This window comes from Sphingomonas sp. PvP055 (assembly GCF_040546365.1).
Taxonomy (GTDB): Bacteria; Pseudomonadota; Alphaproteobacteria; order Sphingomonadales; family Sphingomonadaceae; genus Sphingomonas; species Sphingomonas echinoides_A.
On sequence record NZ_JBEPNS010000001.1, the window covers coordinates 1,326,455 to 1,338,222 of the forward strand.

An 11,768-nucleotide genomic window follows, 5' to 3' on the forward strand; every position below is an offset into this window, starting at 1 on the left:
CAACCGCCCGCTACGGCCCCACCCCAACCCCTCCCCTGAAGGGGAGGGGCTTTGAGAGACGGCCCCATCAAATCTTCCAGCCGTGGTGAATCGCGACCAGCCCGCCGAGCATCGGCTCGACGCCGGTCTGGATGAACCCCGCATCGCGGATCATCCCCTCGAAGGTCGGCATGTCGGGGAAGCGCCGGATCGATTCGATCAGATAGCGATAGCTGTCCGCATCCTGCGCGAGCAGCTTGCCGAGCTGCGGCACGACCTTGTGCGAATAGGCGTCGTACACGTCCGCGAACCCCGGCCACACGGTCGTCGAGAATTCGAGGCAGAAGAACCGCCCGCCCCGCCGCAGCACGCGGTGCGCCTCGCGGAGTGCCTTGGGGATGTCGGTCACGTTCCGGATCCCGAACGCGATCGTGTACGCATCGAAGAAACGGTCGGGGAAGGTCAGCGTCTCGGCGTTCGCCTCGGTCCACACCAACCCGTCGATCCCGCGCTTGGCCGCGCGCTCCATGCCCACTTCGAGCATCTGTGGGTTGATGTCCGCAACCGTCACGCTCGCGCCAGACTCAGCGATGCGGAAGGCGATGTCGCCGGTGCCGCCCGCCATGTCGAGGATCTGCTCGCCCTCCCGCGGTTTGAGACGGCGGACGAAGCGGTCCTTCCACACGCGGTGCATGCCCCCCGACATCGCATCGTTCATGATGTCGTAGCGCGAGGCGACGCTGGAAAAGACGCCGCCGACGCGGGCGGTCTTTTCGGAGGCGGGGATGTCTTCGTAGCCGAAGGAGACTGTATCGTTCATGCCGCCCGCTCTAGCCAGTGCTTGTGGCGCGGGCAAACGCAACCTAGCTGATTGCGATGCCAGAATTGCCCGAAGTCGAAACCACCGTGCGGGGCCTGCGCCCGGTACTCGAGGGGCAGCGCATTACCGCGGTGCAGCTCCGCCGCCCCGACCTGCGCCGCGCCTTCCCCGAGGATCTCGGGCAACGCCTGACCGGCGCGACCGTCACCGCGCTCGGTCGCCGCGCGAAATACGGGCTGATCGCTACCGATCGCGGCGACACGATGATCTTTCACCTCGGCATGTCGGGGCGCTGGCGAGTCGATCCGGTCGAGCTGTTGCTGCACGATCACCTCATCCTCGAAACCGCGAAGCACCGGCTCGCGCTCAACGACGCGCGTCGGTTCGGTTCGGTCGATCTCGTCTCGACCGCAGCGCTCGCGGCGTTTCCGGCGTTCCTCGCGCTCGGACCCGAGCCGCTCGGGCCGGATCTCACCGCTGCGTATCTGCACAGGATGCTCAAGGACCGGATCGCGTCGATCAAGCTGATGCTGCTCGACCAGCGGATCGTTGCGGGGCTGGGCAACATCTATGTGTGCGAGGCGCTGTTCCTCGCCGGGATCTCGCCCAAGCGCGCCGCGGGGGAGGTCTCGCGCGCGAAGCTCGAGCGACTCGTGCCGGCGATTCGCACGGTATTGCTCGCCGCGATCGAGGCGGGGGGATCGACGTTGCGCGATTACGCCAAGCCCGATGGCGAGCTCGGATATTTTTCCAAGCAGTTCGCGGTCTATGGCCGCGAAGGGCAGCCGTGCGCCTGTGGCGGGCTGGTCCAGCGCTATGCCGAAGGGGGGCGGTCGACCTTCTGGTGCCCCACCTGTCAGCGCTAATCCTGCGCAAAGTGATTGACCGACGATATCCTTCTCGGTAAGGGCAGCGGCTTCCGGGGCCGGGAGACATCTCCCGCCCTTTCTTATTTCTAAAGTCAGAGGGCTTCATGGCGAACACGCCACAGGCGAAAAAGCGTATCCGTCGCAACGCTGCACGGGCACTGGTAAACGGCAACCGCGTCGGCCGCATTCGTACCTTCGTCAAGAAGGCCGAAGCGGCGCTCGAGTCCGGCGACAAGGCAGCAGCGTCTGCTGCGATGCTGCAGGTTCAGCCCGAGCTGATGCGCGGCGTCGCCAAGGGCGTGCTGCACAAGAACACCGCATCGCGGAAGTTCGCACGGTTGACGAAGCGCCTTACCGCGCTCGCCTGAACCCTTCGTTCGCGTAATCAATTCGCCCGCCGGACACTGTCCGGCGGGCTTTTTGTCGTGCTTTCGGCATCGTCCGAAAGGTGTATTTTCGACCCCGGAAGAACATCGCAAGAACCTGCGTCGTCCCGTTCTGGGAAAGCCCGCATTTACCGCGATTCGCATAACCTTCACGGAAGTGTAACGATCAAAAACTGAGCAATCTCAAAGGATTGTAAGATTTTTGACGTGAATCCTTGGCTGAATCCGAGTCAATCCTGATTATTTCAGAAATCTGACTGGGGCAGGGATTGATAGACTCGGGTGCTTCTTCATAACTGGCCCCTCACCGCGCAGACGATCGTCTCGCGACTCAATTCGAATGGCACGTTCAGGCGGACTTGATTCCGGCTGTGGGGTTTTTTGTCCGTTTTACAGTAACGCCCCGCTGGTTTGGCCGGGGGGCGAAGGAAGGGTTTTGTCGTGGCATCTTTGGGGCAGGGGGTAGCGATCGCGAACAACCATAGCGCCAGCGAGACGCAGGACGACATGGTTGCGCAGGCATGGGCCACGGTCCGTACGAATCTCCGCGAGTCTTCGGGCGTACGGTTGTTCGACCAGTGGCTGAAGCCGATCGTTTTGATTCCCGGAAGCGACCTGGACGCGGTGCGTCTGGGGTTGCCGTCGGCATTCATGACAAATTGGGTACGGAATCATTACGCCGACCGGTTGTTGCACGAGTTCCGCGTGCTCATCCCGGCGGTGCGCAGCGTCTCGATCGAGACGCTCGCACGCTCGGCACAGGTGGTGACGGTGGAGACGCTCCCCGCACCCGCCAATATCGCACCGGCGGACCCGGTGCCGACGATCGAGCGCCCGTCGCTCGATCCGCGGTTCACCTTCGACCGGTTCGTGGTCGATCCGTCGAACCTCGTCGCGTACAATGCGGCGGTTGCACTGGCGCAGCCGGGAGCGCCGCGGTTCAGCCCGCTGTTCCTCCACAGCGGCACAGGGCAGGGCAAGACCCACCTGATGCACGCGATCGGTGCCGCCTATCTCATGGCGGTCCCCGGCGCGCGCGTGCTGCTGATGTCGGCCGAGCGGTTCATGTACGAATTCGTCCAGGCGCTCCGCACGCGCGAGACGCATGCGTTCAAGACGCGGTTGCGCGCCGCCGATCTGCTGCTGATCGACGATCTCCAGTTCATCGCGGGCAAGGATGCGACGCAGGAAGAATTCTTCCACACGATGAACGAAGTGATGGGCGCGGGTAAGCGGCTCGTCATCTCGGCCGATCGCTGCCCGCAGGGCCTCGACGGTGTCGAGCAACGGATCACGTCGCGGCTGTCGTGCGGTCTCGTCGCCGACATCAAGGCGCCGGATCTGGCGCTGCGGCGGCGCGTGCTCGACCGCAAGCTTGTCGACATGCCCAATGCACGCGTGCCCGCGCCGGTGCTCGACCTGCTCGCATCGCGGATCACCGCCAACATCCGCGATCTCGAAGGCGCGCTCAACCGCGTCGTCGCATATGCGCAGCTCAGCAACGTTGAGATCGACCTCGATTTCGCGGTCGCCACCCTCGGCGACGTGCTGCGCGGGGCCGAACGCCGGGTCACGATCGACGAGATCCAGAAGGCGGTCTCCGCGCACTTCGAAATCAAGCCGATCGATTTGGTCTCGGCACGCCGTGCGGTTGTCGTCGCACGGCCACGCCAGATCGCCATGTACCTCGCGAAGCGGCTGACCACGCGGTCGCTCCCCGAGATCGGGCGCAAGTTCGGCGGGCGGGATCATTCGACCGTGATCCATGCGGTCCGCCGGATCGAGGATCTGCGCGACAAGGACCATGAGATCGACAGCTCGGTCCGCACGCTGCTGCGGCAGCTGGAAGGCTAAGCCAGCGGTCCCGGCGCGACCGGGACCGCCAGGCGATCACCAAAGGGGCAGGCCGCACACCTTTCGTTATCGAAAGCGCGCTAGCGACGGTGCATGCTGCGCGTCCTGACCCTGTCGACCCTCTTCCCCGATGCGACGCGCCCCAATTTCGGGGTGTTCGTCGAACGCCAGACGATCGGGCTGGCGGCGCGCGACGATGTCGAGCTCCGCGTCGTTGCCCCCGTCGGTTTGCCGCCATGGCCACTCTCGAGTCACGCGCGCTTCGGTGCGCTGGCCACCTTGCCGCGGCAGGAGACGTGGCGCGGGCTCGACGTGCGCCGCCCGCGCTTCCTGACGATCCCGGGGACCGGCGGTCGGTTTCATGCCGCCGCGCTAACGCGCGCGTTGATCCCGGTCCTGCGGGCGATCCGCCGCGACTTCGCGTTCGACGTGATCGACACCGAATTCTTCTTCCCGGACGGCCCCGCCGCGATCGCGCTCGGCAGGCATTTCGGGGTGCCGGTGTCGATCAAGGCGCGCGGCGCGGATATCCATCATTGGGGGCGCAGTCGGTCTACCGCACAGCGCGTGCTTGCCGCAGGCTGCGCGGCGGACGGGATGCTCGCGGTCTCGCAGGCGATGCGCGACGACATGATTGCGCTCGGCATGCCGGGCGACCGGATTCGCGTTCACCACACCGGCGTCGACCTCGACCGATTCGCGCCACGGCCACAAGCGGCGGCAAAAGCTGCGCTCGGCGTCTCCGGTCCGCTGATCGTCTCGCTTGGCGCGCTCATCCCGCGCAAAAGGCATGACATCGTGATCGACGCGCTCGCCCATTTGCCCAACGCCACGCTGATCGTCGTGGGCGATGGCCCGGAGCGGGCGGCGCTCGCGGCGCGGGTTGAGGCGCTGAAGCTTGGCAACCGCGTCCGGTTGCTTGGCGCCGTCCCGCACGCGGACCTCCCCGCATTGCTCGCGGCGGCGGATGCGATGGCGCTTGCGTCCGAATCGGAGGGGCTGGCGAATGCCTGGGTCGAAGCGCTCGCGTGCGGGACACCGATCGTCATCGCCGACGCTGGCGGCGCGCGCGAAGTGATGACCGATCGCGCCTACGGACGAATCGTCGCGCGCACCCCTGAGGGGTTCGCTTCCGGCCTTTCGGCGGTCCTGGCCGAATCGATCGATCCGATCGCGGTCCGGCGTGGCGCGACGCGTTTCACCTGGGCGGCGAACGCCGCCGCGCTCCACGCGCATCTCGCGGGGATCGTGTCAGCCCGCAGGTGAGGGCGGGTTCTTCGCCAGCCACGCCTTCGCCTGATCTTCGGTCAGTTCGACCAGATCGCCCATCACGACCGGCATGTCGATGAGGTGCAGCCCCCAAGCCGCGAGCGGGCGTCCGTCGCGGACGATCTCGCCGACGATCGTGTCGGTGCGTTTGTCGGCAGGGTTGGCGTTGGTCGTCACCGCGAGATAGCGGAACCGCCCGGCGGTGACGCAGCGCGTGCTGATCAGGCCGGGGACCTTGACGAAGGGGGTGGTGACCGGCGCGCCGTCCTGGCTCCAGGCGCCTTGCCGCGCGCTGCCCATTCCGGCCCCCGCGGCGCCAAGATATGCGTCGGTCGGCTTGGACTGCCCGTCGAGCGCGGCGGGATCGACGCAAGCGGCGGTCATGCCGGGCTGATCGACTGACCCGAAGCGGCTGAATTGGGGCGGCGGGGAATCGGCGCGGAAGCTGACGTAACTGACCAGGCAGCCGCTTTGCTTGTTGCTGCGGCACATGGGCGTCGACTTGAGATCGCCCCCGACATCCTTGCCGACCGGAACCGCGACATTGGTGCCGGGGATGATCAGCGAGATGATCTGGCGCTGGACCGGCTTCCCTTCGATCTCGCGCGCCATCAGGTCCTTGAGCAGCCCCGCACCCTGACTGTGGCCAATAAGAACGACGCCGCGGCCGTGGTTGTCATAGGCGAGATATTCCTCCCACGCGGCCTTCACATCGGCGAAGGCGCGCGCGCGGATGTCGGGCATCGGCTTGCCCTGCAGCGCCTCGCGCAGCGCAACCAGCGTCATCTGGCGGTATAGCGGCGCGAACACGCGGCAATGCTTGGTGAAGCGCGCCGCCTGGCTGGTTGCGACGGCGACTTCCTCGGGGCCGGCGGCCATGTCGCTATTGGGGGTCGGGTCGGCCGAAACCGTCGGATAGACGTAGAAACAATCGAACTTGGGGTTCTCGTCGGCGTCGAAGCGTTCGATCGTGCGCGTTCCATCGGCGCGGATGATCGTCGCGTCCTGGTTTGCCGAGCAGGCGTCGGTGCGACCGGGGCGGCACAGCCAGTCGTCCGGGTTGGTGTAGGTGGGGGCGGCTTGCGGCGTGGCCGGGGCGGGGGACTGCGCCGTCGCGACGGTCGGGGCGGCAGTGGCCAGCAGGATGGCGGCAAGCGATTTCATCGATACGGTCCCGACCTTCTCGCGCCTCGCCAGGGAGCTACCGTCCGGCAGGCGCATGTCCTGCGAAACCAATAGCGCGGCGAGTCAGTCGATCAAAGCGGATAGAGCGCGCCGACCACCCAGCGCCCCTCTCCGCGCAGCACGGCCCAGGCACGGGCCGCCGCACGGCTGTCCATTGCCTCCACGCCAATGCCCTGCGCCTCGAGCGCGCGGACGAAGGCGGGGGCGGGGCGCCGCATCGTCGCGCCGGTGCCGAGCAGCAGGAACTCGGGCCGTGGCTCGACGTGCAGCAGGTCCGCGAGCGACTCCGGCGTCAGCGTTTCGAGCGCGGGTGCATCCCATTCCGCAACCGCTTCCGGCGTGATCGTCAGCGCGCGGTACACGCCGCGGAACGTCCCCGCCTCGACCTTGTAGCCGTTGGGCGAAAAGCCGGTGATCGCCGGGCCGGTTCCGCTGGCGCGGTCGATCTGCATCAGCGCGTCTTGGGCTGGTTCACAGGGGCGACCGGCTCAGCCTGGCTCGGATCGGGCCGCAGCCCGAGCGAGATCAGCAGCGACGACGACACGTAGATCGACGAATAGGTGCCGACGAAGATGCCGAGGATCATTGCGGCCGTAAACCCGCGCAGCACCGGCCCACCGAAGATCAGCAACGCGAACAGCGCGAGCAGGATCGTGACCGAGGTCATCACCGTGCGCGGCAGCGTCTCGTTGACCGAAAGGTCGACGATCGCGGACATGTCCATCTTGCGATAGCGGCGCATGTTCTCGCGGATACGGTCATCGATGACGATCTTGTCGTTGATCGAATAGCCGATGATCGTCAGCACCGCGGCGACGATGTTGAGGTCGAACTCGAACCCGCTGAGCGCGAAGAAGCCGAGCGTCATCAGCACGTCGTGGACGATCGCGACGACCGTCGAGACGCCGAACTGCCATTCGAACCGGAAGATCGCGAACAGGCCGATCCCGACGACCGCGAGCACGACCGCGAGGATCCCCTTCCAGATCAATTCGCCCGAGACCTTGCCGCTCACCGAATCCTGCCGCGAGAAGCGCGCATCGGGGAAATCGCGCGAGATCGCCACCTGGACCTGCTGGACGATACGGTTGGCCGCACCCTCGTCGCTGCTCTTGGGCGGGGGAAGCTTGATCGAGATGGTGTTGTCGTTGCCGACCGTCTGGAGCCGCGCTTCGCCCAGCTCGAGATTGTCGATCGTCGTCCGCAGCTTGTCGAGCGACGGCGGGGAGGCGAACTTCTCCTCGATCATCAGCCCGCCGACAAAATCGACGCCGAGGTTGAGCCCCTTGGTGAACACCAGCGCAAGCGCGGCGATCGACAGCAGCAGCGTCAACCCGAACGCCCATTTGCGCAGGGAAACGAAGGGAAGGTTGGTGTTGTCCGGAACGATTTTCAGCAGGCGCATGGTGTCTGGCCGATCAAATGTTGATGTCGGTCGGGCGGTTGCGGCGAATCCACAATACCACGAGCATCCGCGTGAAGGTGACGGCGGTGAACACCGAGGTGGCGATGCCGATCAGCAGCACGACCGCGAAGCCCTTCACCGGACCCGAGCCCAGCATCAGCATGATGACGCCCGAGATCGCATGCGTCGCATTCGCCTCGAAGATCGTCCGGCTGGCTTCCTTATACCCGAGCTCCACCGACTGGATCACGCTGCGACCGCGCCGGCGTTCCTCGCGGATACGCTCGTTGATCAGCACGTTCGCGTCGACCGCGGTACCGATCGTCAGCACGAAGCCCGCGATCCCCGGCAGCGTCAGCGTCCCGTTGAGCAGCGCCAGCACGCCCATGATGACGACGACGTTGATGATGACCGCATAGTCGGCATAGAAGCCGAACCGACCGTAGGTCAGCACCATGAACACGATCACGAGGATCACCGCGATCGCCGAGGCGCGGACGCCCGCGTTGATCGATTCCTGACCCAGATCCGGACCGACGGTGCGTTCCTCGACCACCTTCAGCGAGATCGGCAACTTGCCCGAGCTCAGCGCGATCGCGAGGTTGTTCGCGGATTCGACCGTGAACGACCCTTCGATATAGCCAGCGCCGCCAAGGATCGCCGTATTGATCCGCGGCGCCGAGATGACCGCGTCATCGACGATCACCGCGAACCGCTTGCCGGTATTCGCCTGCGTGATTTCCGCGAACTTGCGACCACCCTCGGAGTTGAAGCTGAAGTCGACGATCGGGGCGTTGTCCTCCTGCTTGAACGACTGTTTCGCGGTCAGCAGCTGGTCGCCGGTGATGATCGCCTGGCGTTTGACGAGGATCTTCGCGCCGGGTCCACCCTCGGGATAGGGCAGGACCTGCGTGCCCGCGGGGATGATCCCGCCCGGCACATAGGTCTGGTCCGCGACCATCTTGAACTCGAGCTTGGCGGTCTTGCCGAGCAACTCCTTCAGCGCCTGCGGGTCCTTCAACCCCGGCACCTGCACGACGATGCGGTTGGTGCCCTGGCCGACGATCGTCGGCTCCTTGGTGCCGAGCTTGTCGATACGGGTCCGCACCACGTCGGTTGCGGTCGCCATCGCTTCCTTGATCGACGCGTTGATGCCCGCCTCGGTCGGGGTCATCACGATCCGCGACGAATCGACGACCTGCAAGTCCCAGTCACGCTGGCCGGTCAGCCCGACCCCGCCGGTCAGCTTGTTAAGCCGTTCCCGCGCGGCATCGAGCTGCGTCACGTTGCGCAGCATGAAGCTCAGCTTGCCGTTGTCGGTGGCGATGTCGCCGATCGGAATGACCGGGCCGACCGCCATCTGCGAGACGATCTGCTCGCGCATCGCCTCGAGCCGGTTCTTCACCAGCTCGTCGGTATTCGCCTCGAGCAGCAGATAGCTGCCCCCCGCCAGATCGAGCCCCTTGTTCACCCGCGGATGCGGGAACGCGCCCCATTTGTCGGTGACCGACTCGGGCAGGAAGCTCGGGATCGCCAGCGCCATCAGCGCGGCGAGGAAAGCGAAGATCGAAATGACCTTCCAGCGGGGAAAATCGAGCATCGGATCAGTCGTTCGCGGGCTTGGAGCCGAGCGGCGTCACTTCGGCGAGCGTCGCCTTGACGACGCGGATGCGCGTGGTCGGCGCGATCTCGACCTCGACGAAGCGTTCCTCGACCTTGGTCACCTTGCCGACGATGCCGCCCGCGGTCACGACCGAATCACCCTTCTTGACCGCGTTGATCGCCGCCGCCTGGTTGCGCGCGCGCAACTGCTGCGGGCGCAGGATCATGAAGTAGAAGGCAACGAAGACCAGCAGCAGCGGGCCGAAATTGACGAGCAGCGAAAGAAAGCCATCGGGGCCGGCGGCGGCACCGGTGGTCTGGGCGAATGCTGGGGTGGCGAACATGGGCTACCTTGGTAAAGCTGGCCCGCCTGTACACAAGGGACATGCGGGATTGCGGGACGAAGACGTCCCGCTACAAGCAGCGCGCGCTATCATCTCACGCGCGCCGGTGCAACGGATCATGACTTCAGGAGACGCGACCATGACCATCCTCGTCCTCGGACACATCAAGACCGCTCCCGGGGATGCCGCCCGGATCAAGGACTTGCTCGTCGCCCACGTCGCGCGGGTGGAACAGGAGGAGGGTTGCGAACTCTACGCCTTCTCGTTCGACGTCGCCGACCCCGACGTGATCCGCATTGCCGAACGCTGGACCACGGAGGATGCGTTGGCCGCGCATGGCCATGCCGAGCACCAAAAGGCGTTCGGTCGCGCGCTGCGCGATCTCGGTATCGTGGATATGAGCGTAAAGACTTGGGAAGGCAGCTTTTCTCGGACCCTGATGGGCGATTGATCCGTTGATCGGGCGGTTTGGCTCGTAACGGTCGGAAAAAGCTTTGGCGAAACGTATCAAGACACGCTCCGTCGCGATTCTCGCAACCGTGGTCGCGATCGGTGCGATCGCGGCGGCAATCCCGGCGAGCGCGGCCGAAAGCAGTCGCGAGACGCTGACGCAAACCGCGTTCGTTGCGTCAGATCGGGACAGTGCGCTGCGACAGATCGCGACCGTCGAGGCCACCGCGATTGCAACGCTGATGCGAAGCCCGGGGGATGTCGAGGCGCAGCTCACGCGCGCGATGGCGACGAGCTACCGGGCGAAGCTTACCAACAGCCGGTCCGACGCGCTCGCCGCCAAGGCGCAGTTCGAGGCGATCACCGCACGCAATCCCCGCGATGCGGAAGCGCAGGCTGCGCTCGGCGCATGGCATTTGAGCGCGGTCAAATCGCTTGGCGGGCTGGTCGCGCGCGGTGCGCTCGGCGCGCGCAAGGTGGCGGGGCTCGACGCGCTCGACCGCGCGGTCGCGCTCGGCGGGCCCCGTGCGCTGTTTCCGGGGCTGGCCGCGCTGTTGCGGCTGGCGATCGACCCTGGCGACCCGGTCGGTGCCTCGCTGGCCGAGGCCGCTGCACGTGGCTCGACTCCGACCGCACTCGATCGCATCCTGCAACGCCGCGCGGCCCAGTTGATCGGCCCCCTCAAGAACCGCGATCCGCGCGCGGTTCAGGCGCTCGCGAACCGCTTATTGCCGCTCGGTCAGTTCAAGTGACTTGCATCCGCCGCATTCTCGGACTAACGCGCCTCCCTCGGTCGGGGCGTAGCGCAGCCTGGTAGCGCATCACACTGGGGGTGTGGGGGTCGCAGGTTCGAATCCTGTCGCCCCGACCAGAGATCAAGATCGGCCCGGGCGGCGCGCCCGCCGGTCAATCCATGACACATCGGAAATCCGTGATCAGGACCGTCGACTGCAGCAGGATCGCTGTAGGCCGCGACGGTCAACGGCCTATCCGCCTTTTACTCTGGTATTGCGCCACGGATCTGGGGGCTCGTGGGACAGTATAGACTGCGCATTCTTCCGGACACTCGCCTTGGCGGAATGCGGCTCGTCTTATGCCGGGATCGCGCGGTCGCGGGACTTGGCTGGTTCCGGACCGGATGCCGGTCGCGCCGTTGCGGTGCCTCCCGTCCAAGTCTAGAGCGCGACGCTCGCATGGCGTTTGCGCCATGTGCTTGTCCGGAGAACATTCTTGCGTCGTCAAACCATTCTTATGTCGCTGGCCGTTGGCCTGTCGCTGCTTCCTGCCGTCGCCACCGCGCAGGCCGCCGATCCGGACGTGCGCTGCATGCTGGTCAGCAACGTCTTCGCGGAGAAGGAAGCCGACCCCAAGAAGAAGCAGGTCGCGATTATTTCGGTCGCCTATTATCTTGGCCGGATCGACGCCAAGCTGTCGCCCGCGCAGTTCCGCAGCTCGGTGATCGCGGTCGGCAAGGAGCCGATGGGCAAGGAAATCGCCCAGACGATGACCAATTGCGCACGTGGGCTTCAAGCCAAGCAGATCGCGACTGCGGAGCTGATTCAAGGCGTCGCCAAGAGCCAGCAGCCCGCCGCCGCCAAGAAGTAA

13 protein-coding genes and 1 tRNA gene are annotated in these 11,768 nt (G+C 65.8%); 8 read left to right on the plus strand and 6 right to left on the minus strand.

The features are described 5' to 3' along the window. Window positions 1–67: 67 nt before the first annotated feature. On the minus strand, window positions 68–799 hold the full coding sequence (locus ABIC16_RS06385; RefSeq protein WP_354290468.1) for a class I SAM-dependent methyltransferase: 732 nt from the start codon (window positions 797–799) through the stop codon (window positions 68–70). 56 nt (window positions 800–855) lie between these two features. Between ABIC16_RS06385 and mutM the strand changes: the two genes are divergently transcribed. The 4 genes from mutM (at window position 856) to ABIC16_RS06405 (ending at window position 5,174) form a co-directional block, all read left to right on the plus strand. Then, the gene (mutM, locus tag ABIC16_RS06390) at window positions 856–1,665 is read left to right on the plus strand and encodes a bifunctional DNA-formamidopyrimidine glycosylase/DNA-(apurinic or apyrimidinic site) lyase (protein ID WP_354290469.1); all 810 of its coding nucleotides are present in this window, start codon (window positions 856–858) and stop codon (window positions 1,663–1,665) included. 107 nt (window positions 1,666–1,772) lie between these two features. After that, entirely contained in the window at window positions 1,773–2,036 is a 264-nt protein-coding gene (gene rpsT / locus ABIC16_RS06395) for a 30S ribosomal protein S20 (protein ID WP_277969427.1), read from the plus strand. Between the two features lie 468 nt (window positions 2,037–2,504). Further along, a complete protein-coding gene (gene dnaA / locus ABIC16_RS06400) occupies window positions 2,505–3,908 on the plus strand; it encodes a chromosomal replication initiator protein DnaA (RefSeq protein WP_354292271.1) in 1,404 nt (467 codons plus the stop codon). Window positions 3,909–4,001: 93 nt separating this feature from the next. Then, window positions 4,002–5,174 (plus strand): glycosyltransferase, encoded by a 1,173-nt coding sequence (locus ABIC16_RS06405; RefSeq protein ID WP_354290470.1) that lies wholly within the window; start codon window positions 4,002–4,004, stop codon window positions 5,172–5,174. Here the strand turns inward: ABIC16_RS06405 and ABIC16_RS06410 are convergent. From ABIC16_RS06410 to yajC, 5 genes are all read right to left on the minus strand, one after another. Beyond that, window positions 5,160–6,341, minus strand: coding sequence for a DUF3089 domain-containing protein (locus tag ABIC16_RS06410; protein ID WP_354290471.1), 1,182 nt, complete (start codon window positions 6,339–6,341; stop codon window positions 5,160–5,162). The two genes, ABIC16_RS06405 and ABIC16_RS06410, sit on opposite strands and share 15 nt — an antisense overlap. A gap of 92 nt (window positions 6,342–6,433) precedes the next feature. Next, on the minus strand, window positions 6,434–6,814 hold the full coding sequence (locus ABIC16_RS06415; RefSeq protein WP_354290472.1) for an Mth938-like domain-containing protein: 381 nt from the start codon (window positions 6,812–6,814) through the stop codon (window positions 6,434–6,436). Further along, window positions 6,814–7,767 (minus strand): protein translocase subunit SecF, encoded by a 954-nt coding sequence (secF, locus tag ABIC16_RS06420; protein ID WP_277969423.1) that lies wholly within the window; start codon window positions 7,765–7,767, stop codon window positions 6,814–6,816. The genes ABIC16_RS06415 and secF overlap by 1 nt, the downstream gene beginning before the upstream one ends. A 13-nt stretch (window positions 7,768–7,780) precedes the next feature. Next, entirely contained in the window at window positions 7,781–9,367 is a 1,587-nt protein-coding gene (gene secD / locus ABIC16_RS06425; RefSeq protein ID WP_277969422.1) for a protein translocase subunit SecD, read from the minus strand. Between the two features lie 4 nt (window positions 9,368–9,371). Further along, complete coding sequence (yajC, locus tag ABIC16_RS06430; RefSeq protein ID WP_277969421.1) at window positions 9,372–9,713, minus strand: preprotein translocase subunit YajC; 342 nt, start codon at window positions 9,711–9,713, stop codon at window positions 9,372–9,374. A gap of 139 nt (window positions 9,714–9,852) precedes the next feature. Here yajC and ABIC16_RS06435 point away from each other — a divergent pair, with 139 nt between their 5' ends. The 4 genes from ABIC16_RS06435 to ABIC16_RS06450 all read left to right on the plus strand — a co-directional run bounded on the left by ABIC16_RS06435 (window position 9,853) and on the right by ABIC16_RS06450 (window position 11,768). After that, complete coding sequence (locus ABIC16_RS06435; protein WP_277969420.1) at window positions 9,853–10,164, plus strand: putative quinol monooxygenase; 312 nt, start codon at window positions 9,853–9,855, stop codon at window positions 10,162–10,164. Between the two features lie 43 nt (window positions 10,165–10,207). Further along, window positions 10,208–10,915: a periplasmic substrate-binding domain-containing protein gene (locus ABIC16_RS06440; RefSeq protein WP_354290473.1), complete on the plus strand. Its 708-nt coding sequence runs from the start codon at window positions 10,208–10,210 to the stop codon at window positions 10,913–10,915. 42 nt (window positions 10,916–10,957) lie between these two features. Further along, window positions 10,958–11,034, plus strand: a tRNA-Pro gene (locus tag ABIC16_RS06445). Window positions 11,035–11,414: 380 nt separating this feature from the next. Beyond that, on the plus strand, window positions 11,415–11,768 hold the full coding sequence (locus tag ABIC16_RS06450; protein ID WP_354290474.1) for a hypothetical protein: 354 nt from the start codon (window positions 11,415–11,417) through the stop codon (window positions 11,766–11,768).

Bases quoted from the DNA above. Each gene is read 5' to 3' on its own strand.
- ABIC16_RS06385 (WP_354290468.1), bottom strand. From the start codon at position 799: ATGAACGATACAGTCTCCTTCGGCTACGAAGACATCCCCGCCTCCGAA.
- ABIC16_RS06405 (WP_354290470.1), top strand. From the start codon at position 4,002: ATGCTGCGCGTCCTGACCCTGTCGACCCTCTTCCCCGATGCGACGCGC.
- secF (WP_277969423.1), bottom strand. From the start codon at position 7,767: ATGCGCCTGCTGAAAATCGTTCCGGACAACACCAACCTTCCCTTCGTT.
- ABIC16_RS06450 (WP_354290474.1), top strand. From the start codon at position 11,415: ATGTCGCTGGCCGTTGGCCTGTCGCTGCTTCCTGCCGTCGCCACCGCG.
- ABIC16_RS06410 (WP_354290471.1), bottom strand. From the start codon at position 6,341: ATGAAATCGCTTGCCGCCATCCTGCTGGCCACTGCCGCCCCGACCGTC.
- rpsT (WP_277969427.1), top strand. From the start codon at position 1,773: ATGGCGAACACGCCACAGGCGAAAAAGCGTATCCGTCGCAACGCTGCA.
- ABIC16_RS06435 (WP_277969420.1), top strand. From the start codon at position 9,853: ATGACCATCCTCGTCCTCGGACACATCAAGACCGCTCCCGGGGATGCC.
- ABIC16_RS06415 (WP_354290472.1), bottom strand. From the start codon at position 6,814: ATGCAGATCGACCGCGCCAGCGGAACCGGCCCGGCGATCACCGGCTTT.
- mutM (WP_354290469.1), top strand. From the start codon at position 856: ATGCCAGAATTGCCCGAAGTCGAAACCACCGTGCGGGGCCTGCGCCCG.
- secD (WP_277969422.1), bottom strand. From the start codon at position 9,367: ATGCTCGATTTTCCCCGCTGGAAGGTCATTTCGATCTTCGCTTTCCTC.
- yajC (WP_277969421.1), bottom strand. From the start codon at position 9,713: ATGTTCGCCACCCCAGCATTCGCCCAGACCACCGGTGCCGCCGCCGGC.